The sequence below is a fragment of the Streptomyces sp. NPDC004752 genome, assembly GCF_053601275.1.
Genome location: NZ_JBSGBN010000132.1, coordinates 1 through 19,838 on the forward strand (window position 1 = coordinate 1; position 19,838 = coordinate 19,838).

Sequence of the window (19,838 nt, forward strand, 5' to 3'; positions counted from 1 at the left end):
GTCGGGGCGACCACAGACCCGACCACGGGTTTGTGTCCTCTTCGTGATCGTGGTCGGGCCTTCGTGGTCGGTGGTCGGGTCGGGGTCGACGGGTTGCCTCGGGTCAGAAGCAACAACTCGCTCTGACCTGGGAGTTTGGAATGTCTCCTGCCATGCAGGCAGCGGAGGAGCACGCTGCTCCTCCGACCGCTGCGGGGGCTCGGCTGCAGCAGATGCGGCGCCGGGTCCGCCTGGGACGCCTGGGCGTGTGGGCTGCGGTGTCAGCCGGCCCCATCGCGCTGGCCGTCGCCGTGGCCACGCCCGCGACCGTGGTCCGTGCCTCGCCCTCGACGAAGCCGACCACCGTGAAGACGACCGTGTCGGCCAACCCGTCCGGGTACGCCACGGTGTTCCTCGGCGCGTGGCTGCGCAGCCGCGCAGGCGCCGAGAGCACTGCGCAGGCCCGGCTTGCGCAGTCGATGGCCCCGGATGTCGATCTTCCCGGGACGACGGATGCGCAGCCCGAGCCGGAGTCGGTCGTGGCGGTGCGCAGTGCGCAGCAGACCGGCACGGCGTGGTCGGTGACGGTGGCTGCGCAGTACGCCGACGGCTCGGTGCGCTACTTCGCGGTGCCGCTTGCCGCCGACTCGGGCGGCGCCTCGTTCACGGTGTCCGGTGCCCCCGGGGTGGTGGCCGGCCCGGCCCGTACCAAGGGGGTTCAGTCGCCGTACACGGTGACCGTCCCGGCGGACAGCGATGCGTCGTCCACGGCTGGGGAGTTCCTGGCCGCGTATCTGGCGGGAGCCGGTGAGGTCGACCGCTACCTCGCGCCCGGCGTGAGTCTGTCGCCCGTCTCCCCCGCCCCGTACCAGACGGTCACGGTCCAGCAGATGCTTGCCGCCGACCAGGAGGCGGCTGCCGAGTCCGTCCCGGCGGACGGGACCCGGGTGCGGGTGATGGCCGAGGTCGAGGCTCGCGACAGTGCGGGGCGGTGGCCGCTGGCGTACGAACTGACGCTCAAGGCCCGCTCGGGCCGCTGGGAAGTCGCCTCTCTGGAGTCCGGCACCGCGCAGGCGGGGGGTGCCCGGTCATGACCAGTGTGCTGCTCGCCGGAAAGCTCGACGACCTTGGCGACTCGTGGATCACGATGTTCGAGAACTGGGCGACCAAGGGCCTGCAGGCCGGTCTGCTCGTGCTCGTAGTCGTCATCATGATCCAAAAGTTCTCGTTGAAGGCCGGGATCGGCGCGCTGATCCTGATGGTGATCGCGCTCGGCCTGTACAACTCGCGCAACAGCCTTGCCGACATGTTCGAGGACGAGGTCAACAACCCGTCGAAGTCGGCGCCCGCCGTTCCCGGCATCGTGCAGGGCGAACCTCCGGCCGACCGTGAACACTCCGCAGGCGTCGGAGGTTGGTTGTGAGCGCCGCCACCGGCTCCGTGCGGATGGGCCGCTTCTACACCTCGGCCCGCCGCCACCCGTGGGTGCTGGGCAAGGTGGCCGACTGGCGTATCCCGCTCGGCCCGTTCACGCCCGCGCAGATCCTCCTCGCCGTCGGCGGCGGCTTCGTTCTGGTCAAGACGATTCCGCTGTGGTCGTGGCTGGGGCCCGTCCCGATCGCCGCCTGGCTGCTGGGCATATGGGCGGTGCGCCGTCCGAAGATCGGGGGGCGCGCACCGCTCCCGGCCGCCTTGGGCTGGCTGCTGCTGTTCTGGCAGCCGCGCGGGGGCCGGATCGGCGGCCGCGCGGCCCGCGACCACGCCGCCCGCCCCTTGACCGGTGGCTTCGTCATCGAGGGCAACGGCCCGGCCGCGCCGATCCCTTCGGCTCCGCGGCCGCGAGCCGCCGAGCGTACGCAGCGCCGGGAGGCGCCACGGTCGCGGTCGGGCCCTCGCCCGGCGGCCGTCGCCGCTCAGCCGGTACGGCCGGTGTCGGGTGTGCAGCAGCTGCTCGCGCTCGCCGAACAGGGGGGTGCGCGATGAGGGTGCCGATCCGTCACATCGCCGGGCACCTGGTGTGGTCGACGCACGGCAGCGTGTGGGCCGTCTACCGGCTTCACCCGGGTCCCGACGAGCAGGGCCGCCACGAGGAGACCGTGCAGGGCACCTATGTGCCGGCCGCCGTACGGGAAGAACAGCTCGCCAAGATCACTCATCTGGTGCGGTCCCTGACCGGGGCGCCACGGCTTTTCGGCCTGTGCGCCCGGGTCGATCCGGGGGAAGTCGCGCTGCGCATGATCGAGGGCATCGAGCCCTCCGATACTCCGCCGGGCCAGACGCACCCCTGGGTGGAGAACGTCGAATCCACGCTGGATCTGCTGGACGGACAGGAGATGCACCGCCGCACCCTGTGGCTGGCGGTCCCGCTCCAGACCGAAGGTGCCGGCCTGCAGATGACTGCTCAGGTCGGCGCAATGTGGGCCGAGATCGCCCCGACGCTGGGCATGCGGCCGACGCCGGTTGCGCGGCGGGAAGTGACCGCGTACCAGGAGCAGGCTGCGCGGGTGGAGGCCGCTCTCGCCGGCGGCGCCGCGTTCCGCCCCGCTCGCCCGGCGGAGATCGTGTGGATGGTCCAGCACGCTCTGCACCGCGGTATGGACGAGCCGCTGCTGGCCGAGGCCGAGAGCAGCGAGCTGTACGGCGGGCAGGTGCGCGAGGGAGTGCTGCACTCCCCCAGCTACGCCGATCTCGGGCAGGTCCGCCTCCAGGAGGGCGGCATCGACCCGGACCTCGACGACGTCGACGAGCTCAAGAGCGCCGACCAGCTCACCCGGTCGGGCCGCAAGGCGTGGTGGCGGGTGAAGACTGCCTCGCCGCTGCGCCGACGGTGGCTGCAGATCGAGTCCGACGCCGGCACCGGCTACCAGGCGCAGTTGGCGCTTGCCGAGTGCCCGCCCGCGGTCAGCGTGGATGCCGCCGATCTGTTCGCTCAGCTGGAGACGCTCGATTTTCCCGTCGACTACACCGTCGACCTGACGCTCGTGCCCGCGGAGAAGGCCCGCGATCAGGTGCGGCGCAAGCGCAACGAACTCGTCGACCAGGCCGACCAGTACGACGCCCGGCCGACCGGCATGCCCGCCTCGCTCACGGACGCCGCCCGCGACCTGGGTGAGCTGGACGCCCGCCTGTCGCGCACCTCGGTCGAGGTCGAGGTGCAGTCCGTGACCGTGCTGAGCGTGTGGGGGCCGACCGCGGCGATCTGTGACGCCCGCGCCCGGGCGTTGGCCTCGCTACTCGGCGGCGCCGACTACCGGGCCGTGCGCCCGGCCGGCCTGCAGGAGGCGCTGTTCCTGCTCGGGCTGCCGGGCACCACACGGCCGGGAGTGGTGCGGGAGTTCACGCAGCACCAGGTCTCGGAGGACTGGGCATTGGGCGGTGCCTTCACCCTCGGGGAGGTCGGCGACCCCAACGGCATGTTCCTCGGCCTCGACCTGGACTGCGGCACCACCCGCCCCGTCATGATCAACGTGGCGGACGCGCCGAAGCACGACGCCAGCGCCTCCCTGGGCATCGTGGGTGACCTGGGGGTCGGCAAGTCGGTCCTGCAGAAGCTGATCGCGGAGGCGGTGTGGGCGCGCGGCGGATGCGCGATCTGCATCGACCGCACCCCAGTGCGCGAGTGGGCGACCTTCGCCCGCACCGCCGCGAAGGGCCGTGTTCAGATCATCGACGCCGCCCAGGCCGAGGTGTCCATCGACCCGCTGCGCATGTTCGACGGGCCCGAGGGCCGCCACTACGCCCTGTCCTATCTCACCCTGCAACTCGGCATCGGCCCTATGAGCACCAACGGCGAGGTCCTGCACCACGCCGTCGAGAAGGCCGCCGCCAGCGACGCCCCCTCCATGCGCCGCGTGCTGGAGGTCCTGGAGGAGATGGCCACAAGCGAGGTGGGCAAGCGGCAGGACGCGGCGTCCACACTCGCCGGTCTCGTCCGCGTCGTCGCCACCAACTCCCTGGCCCGGATGGTGTTCGACCCCACCCTGCCCCCGGTACGGCTGGACGCCTCCAGCACCTCCGACATGATCGTGATCACGACCGCGGGTCTGAAGCTGCCGCCCAAGGCGGCGTTCGCCAATCCGGAGGTCCTGCACCAGCAGCCGCTGGAGGCCCTGATCGGGCGCGCCGTGCTCTACCTGATCGCGGCGCTGGCCAGGCAGACCGCGTTCGAGGACCCCGAGCGGTTCACCGCGGTGATCGCGGACGAGCTGTACTGGCTCACCTCCTCGGCCGAGGGCACCGCACTGATCCACGAGATCCTCCACGACGGCCGCAAGCACGGCGCCGGCCTGCTCGCCGCCTCCCACGACGCCGAGGAACTCGGCCCCGACCGCGGGCTGATGGCGTACCGGGCGCTGGCCCGCACCGCCGACCGTGGACGCGCCCGCCGCGGCCTGGAGTTCGTCGGGCTCGACCCGAACGATCCGGAGCTGCTGCGGCTGGTGACCACCGGCCTGTCCCCCGTCGGGCAGCGCGGCCGTGAAGGGGAGTTCCTGCTGGCCTGCCCGCGGCAGAACACGGGCCGGATCAAGGCCGTCATCCCCCGCATCGAGCGGATCACCACCTCCATCACCACCACACCGGGCCGCCGTACGAGCGCGAGCACCGCGCACGCCTCCAGCGGAACCGACACGGCCCGACCGAAGGAACACGTCTCATGACCACGTCGTCTTTCAGCTCATCCCGCACCCGGCGCATCGCCCGCGCGGCGGGCACCCTGATCGTGATCGCCCTCCCGGCCGTCCTGCTCGCCCTGGTCGTGGGGGCGGGAGTGCCCGAGGCGTGGTGGCCGCAGACCGGACAGGCCTTCGCCGCCGACCAGCCTCACGCCGAATCGGCGCGCCGGGATCCGTGCGATCTGATCGTGGGCCCGGCCAAGGAGTACTGCGAGCGTGGCCACCACTCCGCCACGACGTCGTCCGCCTCTGCCGGCGAGGCCCCCCACGAGGGCGCCAGGGCGGCATGGATGGTGATTCCGCCCGTGGCGGGCCTGGCCGCCGTCGTCGTGTGGCGGCGCCGGGGCGTTGCTGGACACGGGCGGCGCTGAATGTGGCGCCCAGACCGCGGCACGCTCCGCTCGGCCGGTGTCGTCGTCCTGCTCTCCGGCGTGTTCCTTCTGGTCAACAGCCAGGTCGTGTACGCGGCGAGCAGCAGCAGTGAGACCGGTGACCTCCTCGCGCCGCTGAACATCGACTCCTCCGAGGGTCTGCCGATCAACGGCTACGAGTTGGGCGCGGACGGGGGCTCGATCGTCAGCTTCAAGACGCAGTCCCTCGCCTTCGCGCTGGCCGGCCTGTTCACGCTCATCCGGCTCCTGGTCGGACTGGCTGGCTGGTCCATCGAGGTCGCTCTGCGGTTTCCGCTGCTGAAGATTCTCACCGCCCCGGCGCAGAAGGTCGCCGACGCCTACAACAACGTGGTCGTCGACACCCTCGGTATCAAGGGGTTGTTGCTGGCCTGGGGTTTCGTCTTTGCCGGGTTCATGATTGTGCGCGGCCGGGTCGGCCGCGGTCTGGGCGAGATCTTCCTGACGTTGCTGATCGCGGCGTTCGCTGCCTCCACTTTCGTCCGCCCTGACTACCTGCTCGCCGAGAACGGGCCGCTGGGGCAGACCCAGCAGGTGGCTGCGGAGGTCGCCCAGGAGAGCGTCAACTCCTACGACTGGGGCGGCAAAATCGCCAGCACCGACCCGTGCGCGAAGATGGCCGGCAACGCTGAGCTCAAGTGCCTGGAGATTGAAGAGGAAGCCCCCGTCTCCGCAGCGGACGTGGCCCGCCCACTCCAGGACTCGATCACCAACGCGCTGATCGTCAAGCCTTACATGCTGCTCGAGTACGGGCGCATCCTCGACCCCGCCAAGAAGTCCGACCGCAAGGCGTACGCCGTCCATCTGAAATGGGTCGCCGGCGGATACAAGGCCTACAACAGCGACGACGGGGACGGGGACGCCGACTGTTCTTCGGTCGCCGAACCGGCGCGGAAGTACTGCGAGGAGCAGAACGCGAAGCACAAGAAGGCGAAGGACGCCTGCTCGCTGGTCCACGGCCCGGCCAAGAAGTACTGCGAGCGCGACAAGGAGGAGTCGGGCAACAGCTGCGACCTCCTCGACGGCCAGGCCAAGAAGGTCTGCGAAGGCGACGGGCTACCTGGGCTGACGCCGGGCGGTGATCTGCTGGACACCGCCAGCCCGATTGTGTCCGAAGAGGACCAGGAGTTCGCCGCGTTCATGGCGGACATGAAGAAGGCCGGGGACGTCGGGAAGTCGTGCGCTGCCTACGCCGAGCAACCCACCTGGTGGCGGGTCGGCGGCGCATTCCTGCTGCTGATCGCCGCCCTGTTCATCTGCGGCATGCTCCTGTCCAGCGCGATCGTCCTGCTCGGAACCCAGGGCGTGTGTGCCGGGGCGGCGGCCGCCGGGGGCGTCACCTTCGTTGCAGGCATGCTGCCCGGTCCGGCCCGCCAGTCGGTGTGGAAGTGGCTGTCGATCTGGGGCATCGCGATTTTGACCCTGGTCGGCGTGTGCGCGTTCGTCCCGTTCTTCGGGATCGCCGTCGACGCCACCATCACCAACGGGCCCGACCTGATGGTGGAACGCATCCTGCTGATCGACGTGCTGGCCATCGCCGGCGCGGCCGGGCACCGCCGCCTGCTGACCGGGATCACGTCCTTCGGCCAGCGCATGGCGATGCGGATGCGCTATGCCAAGGTCGGCGGCACCCACATGCCCGGCGACACCTCGGAGCTCGGCGCCGCGCTTGCCATGAACTCCCCTGCGGCGATGGGCGGATACGGCGGCGGCCTGCGTGCCTTCACCGGAGGCGGCCGGTTCGGCATGCTCGGCACCCGCCAGCGGCTGATGGGCGCCCTCACCTCGCTGGTCGATGGGGCGGGCATGCCCGTCGACACCGGGCGGATGTTCGCCGATGCTACGGCGGAAGCCGGTCGAGGCCTCGCTCCGCTGACCGCGGCCGCGGCCGTGGGCGGGCTCGGCGCGCGGCTCGGCGCGAAGGGCGCGGGCTGGCTGCTGATCGGCAAGCGTCCGGACAAGGAGCAGCTGGCCAAGTGGCAAAAGCCCACCGGCGTCGAAGGTGAGGGCGACACCACAAGCAGCGGCGACGGCGACGGCCAGGGCGGCCGGCTCCGGCGCGGTGGCCCGCGGGACCGTTACCGCGATGACGAGGGCCAGGTCGTCGACCGTGACACCGGTGAGGTGCTGCACGACCAGAACACCGACCGCTCCCTGTTGTCCACGCGTGCCCACAACCGCCTGGTGCGCTTCCGCGGCTACCGCATCCTCAACCGCGGCGGCCGGACCGCCTACGGGGCGACCGCGGGTCTGCCGGCGAATGTGCGCCGGGCCCGGCAGGGCGGCTCGCGCTACACCCAGGACGCCCGCCAGCAGGTTCAGGTGTGGCGCAACACCGTGCGCGAAGACCGCCGTGCCTGGGGCGACGCGGGACGCAGCACTGCCCAGCGGATCCGCAGTCACGGCGACGACGGGGGCGGAACGGGGCCCTTCCGCAGCCGTCGCCTGCCCACCGGCGGCCCGACGGCACGGCCGGGCGGTTCCGGTTCGCCGAGCTCGGCGCCGACGCCGCGCCCGCCCCGGAGGCGGCTGACGGACGCTCCCTCCGAGGTGCGCCGCCGGATGCGGGACGCCTTCAACCGGGGGCACGACGACGGCTCCGGTGACGGTGGTGACGGTTCGTGAGCAGGCGTCGCGGGCGGAAGGCCAGGTGGGCCTTCATGGTGCTGATGCTGCTGTTCGCCGCCGTGTGCTGCGCCGCGCCGGTGGGAAACGCGATCAGCGCGTACGTCGCGCTGAAGACGGGTGTCTCCGGCAGCGACGACGGCGGGATCGCCGAAGGCGGTTCGGCGGCGGACATCCCGCCGCGCATGCTCACCGCTTACAAGAAGGCGGTCCAGCAGGTCGGCAAGCACGTGCCCAAGTGCCGGGGCATGCGCTGGCCGATCCTCACCGGGATCGCCAAGGTCGAGTCCAACCATGCCACTGGGCGCAACATCGCCGACAACGGCGACATCCGCCCGAGGATCTACGGAGTGCTCCTCAACGGGTCCGGTGCCGGCGGCAACACGACCTCCTTCCCGGACACCGACGGCGGCAAGTGGGACGGCACCTCTCAAGGTGAGCGGGCGGTGGGCCCCTTCCAGTTCCTGCCCTCCACCTGGGAAGGCGTCGGCGCGGACGCCAACGGTGACAAGAAGGCGGACCCGCACAACGCGGACGATGCCGCGCTCGGAGCCGCGATCTACCTGTGCGGCAACGGGCGGGACCTTGCCCAGCGTGGCCAGCTCAAGGCGGCGATCCTGCAGTACAACCAGTCGGGCGAGTACGTCTCAAACGTGCTGGGCTGGATCGACCAGTACACCGCGGCCGCCAAGGACCCGGACCTGAAGAGCGTGTCCGCGAAGGTCCGCACCGTGCTTGACGCGGCGCTGTCGCAACGGGGGGTGCCCTACTCGTGGGGCGGCGGCAACGCGAACGGCAAGTCGACCGGGAGCTGCTGTTCACCGAAGGGGTTCAGCGGCGAGACCATCAAAGGCTTCGACTGCTCCGGGCTGACGCAGTACGCGTTCGCCCGGGCCGGGATCCGTCTGCCGCGCCTCGCGGCCGACCAGGCCAGTGTCGGAAAGCGGATCCCCGCCGCCCTGGGCACGTTCGCGCTCAAGCCGGGCGACTTGGTCTTCTTCGCGTACGTCCCCGGCCGCGACTCCAGCATCTATCACGTCGGCATCTACATCGGCAGCGGCCAGATGATCAACGCCGCCCGCCCGAACACGGTGGTCCGGCTCGACGCGGTCGACGCAATGTCTGGGTACGCGGGAGGGGCCCGCCTGCTATGACCGCCACCCCGCGATCCCCACGCCTGCTCCTGATCACCACCGTCGTCCTGACCGTCGCCGGGAGCGTGCTCCTGGCCGTGCCGCACGGCCAGGGCGCGAAGGTCTCGGTGATGCCGCCCAGCGCGACCGCGCCGGCCACTCCCCCGCCGCTCACCTCGACCGCCCCCCATGGGCCGGCGGACGGACCGCGCTCCACCGCCACGACGTCCGCGTCCGCGCCCGCCTCCGCGCTGCCGCCGCACGGCGAGGGGGAGGCCGGCGACCCTGCGATCCAGCAGGTCCTGGAGAAGTCCTGGCCCACCGACCTTCCCGCCGAAGACGAGCGCCAGCTGCTCACCGACGGCCGCGCCCTGCTGCGCGCGGACGCCACCGGGATCGGCCGCTCCAAGTGGCCCCGTGTCTTCGGCGACTCCCATCAGGCAGTAGCGCCGGCCTTCGCCACCGCCCGTTTCCGTGTCCAGGCCGCGATCGCCCGCCGCGACGGCAGCCCCACGAAGGCGGTCGTGCACCTGGTGTGGGCGGGCACCGACCGCGGCGGCACCTACACGGACGGCCGCATCACCGATCTGCACTTCACCCGCACCATCAAGAAGGGAAAGGCGACGTGGAATCCGCAGCCTCGTATCTGACGACTCAGGCCTCCGACGGCATCTACGGTCAGGTACTCGGACTGATCACCGGGCTCGTCGAAGCCGTCGACTGGCTCTACGCCCACTGGTACGTGCTCGCCCTCGCCGTCGCCATTCCCTGGGCAGTGGGCGAGCTGGTAGTGCGGCACCTCGCGGAGCGCGCCTACGCCGAGCGGATGGCCCTGGAGCTCACTCCCGCCCGGCACTTCGACCCGGGCTTCGAGGAGATCTTCCGCCGCGGGGTGCAGCTGTCGCGGGCCTCGACGAGTATGCCGTGGTGGGCGCCGCGCCGGTCGAAGACGGTGCAGATCAGGCTGCGCGCGGACGGCACCGCGCCGCTGCGCTACCGCGTCGAGGGCCCCGCTGGCGGCGAACGGCTACTGTCCATCAGCCCCTTCGGGCCGAACGTCACCGTCGACCGGGCCCGTCCGATCGTGGACAAGCCACGCGACCACGTGGTGAGGGCGGAGTTCATCCTGCGCGGCAAGCTCACCTCTCCCCTGCGGGAAGTGCCGCTGGAGCCCGACCCGCTGCAGCCCCTCGTCGACGCCGTGTCCGACCTGCGCGCCGAACTGGGCGACCTCGCCGAGATCCGCCTCGACATCCAACGCGCCCCCAAATGGGCACTGCGCGCGCGCCGACTGCAGCTCATGAGTGCCGCCCGCCGCCAGGAGCGCCGGGAGACCCAGCGCGCATCACGCTGGGTGCGCCATGACGCCACCAGGATCGAAGACTCGCTCGCCTGGAACCTGCAATCGCTGATCACCGGCAAGGACGGATCCGCCGGGAGGCGGCTGGTGATGCCCCCGGTGCCGCGCCGGGTGGACCCGGCCGAGGCGCTCGGCAAACTCGCCGACGACGACCACCTCGTACGGATACAGCTGCTCGTGATGTGCGCGTCCAACATCGAAGGCCGCCCCGAGGCCCGACTCGCCCAACTCCAGGCCGGATTAGATGTGTTCGGCGGCCGGTCGCGGTGGGCGATGCGCGGCTGGCGGCTGGGACCGTGGCGGTTCGGTGCCGATCACTGGCCCACCCGGCGAAGCTGGGAACGCCGCTGGCAGCTGGGGCAGTGTCAGCCGCCCCGCGCGAACTGGGTTCGACTGGAGGAACTGACCGGATTGCTCAAGCCGCCGACCGTCCACTGCCGGCTTCCGCTGCTCGCCGGTGATCTCCCGTCCTTCGAGTTCGGCAATCCTGAGCTGCTGCTGCAGGGCATCCACCGGGGACCCGACAGCCGGAAGCGTCTAATCGCCACGTACACAGCCGAGACGCTGTTCGAGTGCGGGGTGGGCAAGGCCGGCGGCGGGAAGACGGAACGTGCGCTGGCTCAGGCTCTCGGGGTGGCGCACGCCGGCGGCGGGTTGATGTTCATCGACCCGCACCGAGACTCCTGGCCCCGTGCCGCGACGTTCCTCGCTCACGACCACCTGATGCAGAGGATCGCGCTGATCGACCTCAACGCGTCAGGGCCCTCGCCGATGTTGAGCTCGTGGAATCCGATCGCCATGCACCATGGGCAGGTCCCGCACGACGTCGTCGAGGCGGTCACCGACGCCTTCGCCTCCATCCTCGGCTGGGACGACGCCGCCGCTCCCCGTGCGCTGACCATCCTCACGTCGTGCCTGGCCGTGCTGGTCGCCGTCAACCAGGCCGCCTGCCAGGCCGGACGCCGCGAAGACCAGGCCACCCTCTTCCACGTACGGTCGCTGATCTCCGACCCGGGCTTTCGGGGGGCGGCGCTGGCCGCCGTGGCGGACCTGCTGGACGAGGAGACCCGGGCGTGGTGGCGGACGGTGTTTCCGACGTTCCCGCCGGACGCGTTCGGCGTCGTCCTCAACCCGCTCGCCCGGCTGGCCGCCAACCCGGTCACCCGCGCCTTTCTCGGGCAGCCGGTCGGCGTCTACAACAGCCGGGCTGCCATGGACAACGGGCTGATCGTGTGGGTGTGCCCGGCCGGGAACGGCCCCACCGACCGGCTGCTGACCGCGCTCATCGCGAGGGACCTGTTGCGGGCGGTGCGCTCGCGCCGTGACACCCCTGAGGAGCAACGGCGGCCGTTCCGGCTGTACTTCGACGAGCTGATCACCTTGACCGGTGCGGCCCCGGAGACCATCGCGTCGATGTTCGAGGATTTCCGCAAGTTCAGGGTCACGGTGCACGGGATGACCCAGTTGCTGAGCCGTCTGCCGGCCCCGGTGCGGATGTCGCTGACGCAGAACGCGTCCACGCTGGCGTCCACGGCGGGATCCAAGACCGCGATCGCTCCGATTACCGCGGAGTGGGGGGACAGGCCGAGCGCGGACGAGGTGGCCGTCCTCGACCGGTTCGAGCACTACATGTCGTTCACCGTCGGCGGCCGCCGTGTCGGACCGGTCCGGATCACCGGCCCGCACCTGGACGAGGTGTTCGCCGACTACGCCCGTCCCCGCAAGGTCGGCGCCCTGGAACGCGCCGCCCGGGCCACGGCCGGGGCGGCGCCGCTCGACGAGCTCACCGCCACCGCTGCCGCCCAGCAGGGCCGGGTCGCCGACTTCCTCACCCAGCGCGCTCCCGCCACGACCGCGGACGTACGCCTGAGCAAGAACCCGGAGGGATACCAGTGACCGCCGCAGCCGTTGACGGGTTCGCGTCGTCCTCCCGGTCAGATGCCGACTTTCCGCATGGGGGCGTACCGGATCTGGAGCCGCTTGATCTTCTTCTGGGGACCGAAACAAACCCGGGCGACGGCGTGGAGTCCTTCGCCGATGACTGCGATCACGGTGCCGATGCCGAAGCGGTCGTGCTCGACGGCGTCGCCTGCCGCCGCGGCGTCGACGCGGGGCCCGGGCGGCAACGCGCCCACGGACCGGCTGGTGACCGTGCTGCTGGCCCGTGATCTGCTGCGGGCCGTGCGCTCTCGGCGTGACACCCCGGAAGTCACGCGGATGCCGTTCCACCCGTACTTCGATGAGGTGATCACGCTGACCGGTGCGGCGCCGGAGACCATCGCTGCCATGTTCGAGGACTTCTGGAAGTACAGGTGCCAAGTCCACGGCATGACACAGCTGCTGGCCCGGTGGCCCACCCCGGTGCGACTGTCCCTGGTGCAGAACGCATCCATGCTGGCCACCACCGCCGGGTCGAATCCGCGATCGCGCCGATCACCGCCGAGTGGGGCGACAGCCCCAGCCCGGACCGGGCTGCCGCCATGGAGCGGTTCGAACACTACGTCTCCATGAAGGTGCACGGGTGCCGGGTGGGGCCGGAGCAGCTGCGCGGGTCCCATCTCGACGCGGTCTTTGCCGCTCAGGCCCGCCCACGGCAGGTCCCCGCGCTGGAGCAGGCCACCCTCGCGAACGCCGGAGCACGCCCAAGGGATCAGCTCACCGGCCGTGCAGGCGAGCGGATCGGCCGGGTCGCCGCTTCCCTCGCCGGGCGCTCCCCCAGCTCTGCCCCTCTGTGGCGCTGGCGAAAGAGGAATTCGAGTGATCGTCGCCCAGCCACACGACCGCAGATCCCGCCCCTGTGAAAGCGCGGACAAATATCGCACTCACGTACAGGGACGCGCCCTGACGATGGGCGGGCGCGACGAGCGAAGAAACAGAACTACAAATCGATATCCGGCTCCAAAAGTGATCTGATATGCCCCGAGTTGCTCGGGTGAACTCAAATATCGCGCTGGGAAGTTGACTGGCATATGCGTAACCTTGTGATCGCGCAAATGCATTACCGCAGCTGGACCAGGCCGCGGTTCCGGACTGCCGCACGTCGGAGGCCGGGGCAACGTTCGATCGCAACGCGTCGTAAGGGGAGACAACGTGACAGCTACACAACGACGCTCATCAGGCCACAAAAGTGCTGCCGTTCGCACCCGGAAGCACGCAACCGCGCTGCTCCTCGCCGGCAGCCTGCTGGCAATAACCGGGTGCAGCGACGGCGACTCGGACACATCGTCCAAGCCCAGCGCTACCGCGACGGCATCCTCGTCGTCCCCCAGTTCCACCGTCGATACCCAGGAAGCCGCCGTCCTCACGGCGTACCTCAACTCCTGGGACGCACAGACCCAGGCATACAGCAAGGCATCCTCCTCGGGCACCGAGCTGAAGAAGACCACCACCTTGAGGGCCCTATTCGATATTGAGCACGACCTCTCGGCCATGCAGAAATCCGGACAGGTGACCACGGGGAAGCCGATGATCCATCCGAAGGTCGTAAAAGTGACCGACGGCAAGAACCTCACGGCCACGATCACAGATTGCGTTGACACGACGCACTGGACGCTCATCGACAAGGCATCGAAGAAGAAGGTCCCGCTGCCCACGACGCGGCTCATCAAATACGTCAGCACCGCAACACTTGAAAAGTGGGGGAAGACGTGGATGGTCACGAAGCTGACCGCTCAAGAGCAAGCCTGCTAACCCGGCGCCTCGCGGCACTCACCGGCGCCCTCGCCCTGGTCTCAGCGGGCGTCGCACAAGCCGGCGGTGATCCCGACGTCGGTGCCGGCAAGTGCCAGGTCATCAAGTTCTGCGTCGACGTCGACGCCGGTGACGAAACCGGCGGCAGCGGCGGGCAGGCGGGCGGCTCACAAGGAGGCAGCGACAGCCACGTGGAGTGCAAGTACACCAAGGTCGATCCGAAGCCTCCGGCCGAATTCCCGGCCTGGAAAGGCGCCGCCCCCAAGAAGAACGACCTGTATTTCTACGGGTGCACGGACAGCGGCCAAAACAACCCGGACGGCTTCGTTGTCGTGCCAACGGGGCAGCCCCCTGTGCCGCAGGCGGACCTCCGGGAACTGGCGCAGCGCGCGGCCGACTCTATGGCGTTGCTCGGCCCGGACATCGCCAGCCCGCGCGCGGCCGGGAAGTACACCGTGGGTGTCCCGATGTGGATGTGGGTCAACCAAAGCGCCACGACCTACGGGCCGAACACCGCCTCGGCCTCGGCGGGCGGGATCACCGTCTCCGCGAGGGCGAAGGTGTCAAAGATCGTATGGATGATGGGCGACGGCGCCTCCGTGACGTGCAACGGTCCCGGCACCCCCTATCAGGCTTCCGAAGGCATGGCCCAATCCCCGACCTGCGGACACGTGTACTCCAAGACCTCAGCTGTCGCCCAGAACGGCAAGTACCCGGTGACCGCGACCTCGACATGGACGATCGACTGGCAGGGCGGCGGACAAGCCGGCCAGCTCACCGAGGTCCGGCAGACCAACGTGCAGGTGGCGATGGGCGAAGTACAGGTCGTCAGATAACACCGCCGGAAGGACAGAACGGTGAGCAAGACCCAAGAACGTGTAGACACAGCCCCGAACGGAGTGCCCCAGCGGGGACGCGTGGCCGGACCGGTGGCTCCGCCCCGCGTGTCAGCTCGCAGGCGACGACCAGGTGTCATCGCCCTATCACTGGCGCTGATCGCCGCCGGAGGCACCGGAGTTGCCGTCCTGCTGCTCCAGGTCGGCAACCGTACTGACGTGGTGACCGTGGTCCGCGACGTCCAGGTCGGCCAGGTCCTCACCGAGGACAATCTGGGCAAGGCACCCATCGCCCTGGACCCGGCTGTCAAAGCGGTGCACGCCGACGACCTCGACTCTGTGGTGGGCAAGCGGGCCGCTGTGGAGCTCAAGCCCGGATCTCTCCTCGCCCCGTCGCAGGTGACGAAGGACTCGCTGGTGAAGGCTGGCGAACAGTTGGTACCGATCGGTCTCGAGCCCAAGCAGATCCCTGCCACCGCGCTGGTGCCGGGCCAGAACGTAGAGCTGGTGCATGTCCCGGCCCAGGGAGCGACGGGCACCGGCGAAAAGTCCGATGCCGCACCGCAGACGATCGACGGCCGGGTCGTGAAGGCATCCAGCGCCGCCCCCGGCACCGGAATCGTGGTCGTCGACGTGGCAACCTCCGCCACGGACGGCCCCACGGCCGCCGCCTGGGTGGCGGCCAGCACCCTGCGCCTGGTCCTCGCTGCCCCGGACGGTAGCTGATGGCTGTGATCGCGCTCACCGGGTGCAGCGGCTCGCCCGGCGTGACCACGAGCGCTCTCGCCCTGCTGCTGTCGTGGCCGCTGAACCCGGGTCGGCGGATGGTCCTTACCGAGTGCGACCCGGACGGCGGATCCGTGCTGCACGGTCTGCTGCAGGGCACGCTCGGCGACCGGTACGGGTTGCGCAACCTCTCCGTCGCCGCCCGCAAAGGCGAGTTCAGCGACGCCTTCTGGCGCCAGCTGATCGACCTGAGCAGCGAGGACGGCAAGAACGAGTCACCGCGCGACCGGCTGCTGCTACCCGGCATCACCGACGCCGCGCACGCGCCGAGCCTGGGCTCGGTGTGGAAGGTCCTGGCGCAGATGTTCCGTGGCATCGAGGCCGAGAGTGGCCATGATGTCCTGATTGACCTCGGCCGCCGGGGCGCGTCCGGGCCTTCTGGTGTTCTGGCCGAGCAGGCCGACGCCGTGTTCGTGGTGGTGCGCAACACTCTGCGCTGTCTGCAAGCGGCGGGGGGCCGGGTGCGCTCGCTGGAGGAACGCGTCGGTGGCGTCAGTGTGCTGATGATCAACGAGGGTCCGTATCCCGCGGGCGAGGTCCAGCGTGTTCTGCAGGTGCCAGTGGTGGCCACCCTGCCGTACGCGCCGAAGGACGCCAAGGTGCTGTCCGACGGCGCGGAGCAGCCGCGTCACTTCACCAAGTCGCCTCTGATGAGGGCCGCCCGGACGGGCAGCACGCTGCTGGTTCAGCGGGCTGCGCTGCGGCGGGCCCGCCTCGATCCGGGCGGCGTGCGTGCCGCAGACGGCGAGGTGACCCGTGCGTGGTAGGCCTCTGCACGCCGATCCCACGGTGGCTCAGTTGCCCGGTCGCCCCCAGCAGGTGTGGCCGCGCCAGGCACACGGCGCCCCCTCCCTTGCTGGTGCTGCTTCGAGTACACACGTGCTCGGCGCCACGGGACCTCAGGTCACCGTCGACTACAAGGTGGCCCGGCATATCGCGGCGCAGGTGGGCAGGCAGCGTGAGGAGCTGCTGAAGACATCGCCCGAGATGGACCGGGCCAGCGAGGAGCAGCGCTGCCTGGAGTGGATCAATGAGGCGGTCGCGCTGTGGTCGGATGCCCAGGCGATGGCGCCGCAGGAAGACGAAGCGCTGCGGCGTGCTGTCTATGACCTGCTCTTCCGTGCCGGCCGGCTCCAGCCGTATCTGGACGACGACCGTGTCGAGGACATCATCATCCAGGGCCCGAACGAGGTGTGGCTCGACTACGGCGATGGCGAACGCCGCATGGTCGGGGCGATTGCCGATTCCGAAGAGGAACTCCTTGAGCTGCTGAGGGAATTGGCCCGCGGTTCCGGGCACAACGAGCGCACCATCTCCACTGCGAACCCCGCCCTCGCCCTGTCCCTGCAGGACGGTTCCCGCCTTCAGGCCATCACCGGACTCGGGCCGATGACCTATGCGGTCATCCGCCGGCACCGGGTCTCCCACGCCGGTCTGGACGACCTGGTCCGGCTGGGCACGATCGACCCGGTCCTGAGGGAGTTCCTCGGCGCGTGCGTGCGCGCGGAGAAGAACATCATGATCGCGGGAAAGCAGAAGGCCGGAAAGACAACGCTGCTGCGGGCGATGCTCAAGGAGTTCGACCCCGAGACACGCTTTGCCACCATCCAGACCGAGGACGAGCTCTTCGCCCACGCCAACGGCTACCACCGCCAGGTGGTCTCCCTGGTCGGCCGTGAGTCCAACGGGGAGAAGGACGTCACTGGCCGCGGCGCCGGCGAGGTCACGCTCCTGGACCTGATGCATCCCGCGCTGCGCATGTCGCTGGAGCGGATCGTGGTCGGCGAGGTCCGCGGCCCCGAAGTCGTGGCCATGATGCAGGCGTTGACGAATGGCTCGGGCGGCAACCTGTGCACTATCCACGCGCGTCGTCCCGACATCATCTTCGACCGGATCGCCGAGCTGTATGCGCTTGCCCAGGAGAACCTGTCCGAGCAGCTCGCCTACCGGCAGACGGCCAACGGCCTGGACTTCATCGTCTACGTCGACATGACGGACGAGACACAGATCGGCGGCCGTCGTCACCGCTACGTCTCCCACGTCCTGGAGCTGACCGGGATCGGCGAGTCCGGCCGGCCCGCCACCAACGAAGTCTTCGCTCCAGGTACCGAGTTCGGCGAACTGCGGGCAGTGCCGCGGATGGATCCGGGGTGTGTCGACGACCTGCGGCGTGTCGGTTTCGACTCGTCTCTGCTGCAGCATGCCTACGGGGCCTGGCAGGCGCCGCTGCCGCTGAAGGTCGGGGTGCGCCGATGACCCTGTTGTGGGGGCTGCTCAGCGGCATGACCGTCATCGGCGGAGTGGTCGGTGTCGTGGCCGGGATCGTGGGCACGACGGCGCCGCGCCGGGCCCCGCTGCGGCAGCGGTGGCGGTCTCTGGGCGCCGGGAAGGAACAGAGTGAGGACGTCCGGCTGCGGCGGCGAACTCTTGCCGCCGCGGCGGTCGTGGTCTTCGTGACGGTGTGGCTGGTCTCGGGGAACTTCGTGGGCGGTGCGCTGATCGGCGCGGCGGTCATCGGGGTGCCCTGGCTGATCACCCCGGCGCAGATGGCGCAGGAACGCATCGGCCAGTTGGAGGCACTCAGTGAGTGGACCCAGCGGCTGGCTGGCCTGCTCCGGCTGGGCATGGGTCTGGAACAGGCGATGATGACCAGCCGTCAGGGTGCGCCGGACGAACTTGCCCCGCAGATCATCAACCTGTCCGACCGGCTGCGCTTGGGGTGGCGGCCGGAGGGAGTGCTCCGCGCGTTCGCCGGGGAACTGGGCGATGTCACCGCGGACAAGGTGGTCGCCGCGCTCATCCTGTCGGTCAACGACCGCGGCCCGGGCCTGGCCCAGGCGCTGGAGGACTTGGCGGGGACGGTCCGCGACGAGGTCGCGAAGAAGCGCGCTATTGAGGCGGACCGGGCGAAGCCGCGGACCACCGTGCGGTGGATGTCCATCATCACCGTGGGCGTCGTGGTGGCCGGGTTCTTCGTGCCCAGTTACACCAAGCCGTACTCCACGCTGCTGGGACAGTTGGTGCTTGCCTTCCTGACGGCCGGGTTCATCGGGGTGCTCGCCCTGATGCGGCAGCTGGGTTCCTTCCGACGGATCCCGCGCTTCTTGGTCACCGACCCGTCCAGCACGGTCCGCCTGCCTGCGCCCGTGACGGAGCCGGACGTCCCGGTCTCTGGCCGTGAGCAGGAAGGAGTCAGCTCGTGAGCCTGTTTCCTGTCGTCCTGACCGGCGGCACGGTCGGTGCTGGCCTCGCGCTGTTGGTGCGGGAACTGCTGGCCCCCCAGCCCGCGTTGGGGCCGGCCCTCGCGCGCAGCGCACGGGCCACCCTGACCATGCCTGAACCGGAGCTGGACCGTGAGGAAGTGTGGGGCCGGTGGCTGCTGGCCCGCCTCGAGCGTCTGCCCGGTGTCCGGATCCCCACCACCAATCTGGCCCTGCTCGGGCAGGGGCCGGGCCAGTTCATGCTCAAGAAGACGGCGTTCGCCGCTCTCGGCCTGCTCTGCCCGGTGATCGCGACGATTCCATGGATCATCGCGGGTGTCTCCCTGCCGTTCTATGTGCCCGCCGGGGTTGGAGTCCTCATCGCGGGGCTGCTGTTCATCACGCCCGATCTCGCGGTGCGGGACCAGGCGAAGAGGGCGCGGGAAGAGTTCGCGCACGCTCTGTCCGCCTACCTGGACCTGGTCGCGCTCAAGCGGGCTGCTGACGCCGGCCCCGCGGAGGCCCTGGAGAAGGCCGCCGAGGTCGGCTGCGGCTGGCCCTTCCTCTATCTGCAGAGCGCGCTGCGCCGGGCTCGGCTGGAGAAGATCCCGCCATATCAGGCACTCACGGAGCTCTCCGCCGAGTACGACCTGCCCGTCCTGGACGACGTCGCCGACATCATGCGCGGCAGCGCCACCGACGGCGCCGCCGTCTACAAGGCGCTGCGGGCACGTACGGCCGCCCTCAATGCCGAGTTGCTGGCCGACCAGGCCGCGGAGGCCAATGCCGCCAGCGAGAAGATGACCGCTCCGGGAGCGCTGCTCGCTGTCCTGGTCATGCTTCTGATGGCTTTCCCCGCGGTCATTCGCATGCTCACCGTCTAGACCTCTTGGCTCACTGAACCGCTGAAGGAGCAAGGAGTACCGATCATGAAGCACACCGCAGCCCGTACCTACCGTGCGGTGTACTGGGCGACCGCTCGTTTGCAGGAGAGCCTGGAGGACGCCAGGCGGCGACCGGACCGCGGGGACATCAGCACCACGACCGTCATCATCTGGGTCGCTGCCGTCACCGGCGCCGTACTGATTGCCGGGACCATCGCCGTTGTGATCGCCAAGTACAACGGCAAGCTCGGTGGACTGTGAC

Annotated in this window: 18 protein-coding genes; 17 read left to right on the forward strand and 1 reads right to left on the reverse strand. The window is 70.0% G+C overall.

Annotated features, from left to right (window positions below; all coding sequences use genetic code 11):
- Positions 1-140 precede the first annotated feature (140 nt).
- Genes ACWEKM_RS37315 through ACWEKM_RS37355 form a run of 9 tightly spaced genes read left to right on the forward strand, consistent with a single transcriptional unit; the run spans position 141 to position 12,076 of the window.
- On the forward strand, positions 141-1,073 hold the full coding sequence (locus ACWEKM_RS37315; protein WP_451625722.1) for a conjugal transfer protein: 933 nt from the start codon (positions 141-143) through the stop codon (positions 1,071-1,073).
- Positions 1,070-1,402, forward strand: coding sequence for a hypothetical protein (locus ACWEKM_RS37320; RefSeq protein ID WP_128380295.1), 333 nt, complete (start codon positions 1,070-1,072; stop codon positions 1,400-1,402). Before ACWEKM_RS37315 ends, ACWEKM_RS37320 begins: the two co-directional genes overlap by 4 nt.
- Positions 1,399-1,962 (forward strand): hypothetical protein, encoded by a 564-nt coding sequence (locus ACWEKM_RS37325; protein WP_451625723.1) that lies wholly within the window; start codon positions 1,399-1,401, stop codon positions 1,960-1,962. The genes ACWEKM_RS37320 and ACWEKM_RS37325 overlap by 4 nt, the downstream gene beginning before the upstream one ends.
- Positions 1,959-4,637 (forward strand): ATP-binding protein, encoded by a 2,679-nt coding sequence (locus ACWEKM_RS37330; RefSeq protein WP_451625724.1) that lies wholly within the window; start codon positions 1,959-1,961, stop codon positions 4,635-4,637. The genes ACWEKM_RS37325 and ACWEKM_RS37330 overlap by 4 nt, the downstream gene beginning before the upstream one ends.
- Positions 4,634-5,023, forward strand: a complete 390-nt coding sequence (locus tag ACWEKM_RS37335) for a hypothetical protein (protein WP_451625725.1) — start codon at positions 4,634-4,636, stop codon at positions 5,021-5,023. The genes ACWEKM_RS37330 and ACWEKM_RS37335 overlap by 4 nt, the downstream gene beginning before the upstream one ends.
- Positions 5,024-7,687 (forward strand): hypothetical protein, encoded by a 2,664-nt coding sequence (locus ACWEKM_RS37340; RefSeq protein WP_451625726.1) that lies wholly within the window; start codon positions 5,024-5,026, stop codon positions 7,685-7,687.
- A gap of 35 nt (positions 7,688-7,722) precedes the next feature.
- Positions 7,723-8,841, forward strand: coding sequence for a C40 family peptidase (locus tag ACWEKM_RS37345; RefSeq protein WP_451625727.1), 1,119 nt, complete (start codon positions 7,723-7,725; stop codon positions 8,839-8,841).
- Positions 8,838-9,470: a hypothetical protein gene (locus ACWEKM_RS37350; protein WP_451625728.1), complete on the forward strand. Its 633-nt coding sequence runs from the start codon at positions 8,838-8,840 to the stop codon at positions 9,468-9,470. Before ACWEKM_RS37345 ends, ACWEKM_RS37350 begins: the two co-directional genes overlap by 4 nt.
- Positions 9,446-12,076 (forward strand): ATP/GTP-binding protein, encoded by a 2,631-nt coding sequence (locus tag ACWEKM_RS37355; RefSeq protein WP_451625729.1) that lies wholly within the window; start codon positions 9,446-9,448, stop codon positions 12,074-12,076. The genes ACWEKM_RS37350 and ACWEKM_RS37355 overlap by 25 nt, the downstream gene beginning before the upstream one ends.
- A 38-nt stretch (positions 12,077-12,114) precedes the next feature.
- On the opposite strand, the gene ACWEKM_RS37360 is transcribed toward ACWEKM_RS37355, so the two are convergent.
- The gene (locus ACWEKM_RS37360; protein ID WP_451625730.1) at positions 12,115-12,510 is read right to left on the reverse strand and encodes a hypothetical protein; all 396 of its coding nucleotides are present in this window, start codon (positions 12,508-12,510) and stop codon (positions 12,115-12,117) included.
- A 760-nt stretch (positions 12,511-13,270) separates the two neighbouring features.
- On the opposite strand from ACWEKM_RS37360, the gene ACWEKM_RS37365 reads away from it, so the two are divergent.
- The 8 genes from ACWEKM_RS37365 to ACWEKM_RS37400 all read left to right on the forward strand — a co-directional run bounded on the left by ACWEKM_RS37365 (position 13,271) and on the right by ACWEKM_RS37400 (position 19,837).
- Positions 13,271-13,870, forward strand: coding sequence for a hypothetical protein (locus tag ACWEKM_RS37365; RefSeq protein ID WP_451625731.1), 600 nt, complete (start codon positions 13,271-13,273; stop codon positions 13,868-13,870).
- A complete protein-coding gene (locus tag ACWEKM_RS37370) occupies positions 13,816-14,706 on the forward strand; it encodes an ATP/GTP-binding protein (protein WP_451625732.1) in 891 nt (296 codons plus the stop codon). Before ACWEKM_RS37365 ends, ACWEKM_RS37370 begins: the two co-directional genes overlap by 55 nt.
- Before the next feature lie 108 nt (positions 14,707-14,814).
- Positions 14,815-15,432 carry an SAF domain-containing protein gene (locus ACWEKM_RS37375; RefSeq protein WP_451625733.1) on the forward strand — a complete coding sequence of 206 codons (618 nt, stop codon included), beginning with the start codon at positions 14,815-14,817 and terminating at the stop codon, positions 15,430-15,432.
- Positions 15,432-16,259, forward strand: coding sequence for a hypothetical protein (locus tag ACWEKM_RS37380; RefSeq protein ID WP_451625734.1), 828 nt, complete (start codon positions 15,432-15,434; stop codon positions 16,257-16,259). Before ACWEKM_RS37375 ends, ACWEKM_RS37380 begins: the two co-directional genes overlap by 1 nt.
- Positions 16,260-16,371: 112 nt before the next feature.
- Complete coding sequence (locus ACWEKM_RS37385) at positions 16,372-17,748, forward strand: CpaF family protein (RefSeq protein ID WP_451625735.1); 1,377 nt, start codon at positions 16,372-16,374, stop codon at positions 17,746-17,748.
- Complete coding sequence (locus tag ACWEKM_RS37390) at positions 17,745-18,695, forward strand: type II secretion system F family protein (protein WP_451625736.1); 951 nt, start codon at positions 17,745-17,747, stop codon at positions 18,693-18,695. Before ACWEKM_RS37385 ends, ACWEKM_RS37390 begins: the two co-directional genes overlap by 4 nt.
- The gene (locus ACWEKM_RS37395) at positions 18,692-19,576 is read left to right on the forward strand and encodes a type II secretion system F family protein (protein ID WP_451625737.1); all 885 of its coding nucleotides are present in this window, start codon (positions 18,692-18,694) and stop codon (positions 19,574-19,576) included. Before ACWEKM_RS37390 ends, ACWEKM_RS37395 begins: the two co-directional genes overlap by 4 nt.
- A gap of 45 nt (positions 19,577-19,621) precedes the next feature.
- A complete protein-coding gene (locus ACWEKM_RS37400) occupies positions 19,622-19,837 on the forward strand; it encodes a hypothetical protein (protein WP_451625738.1) in 216 nt (71 codons plus the stop codon).
- Position 19,838 lies beyond the last annotated feature (1 nt).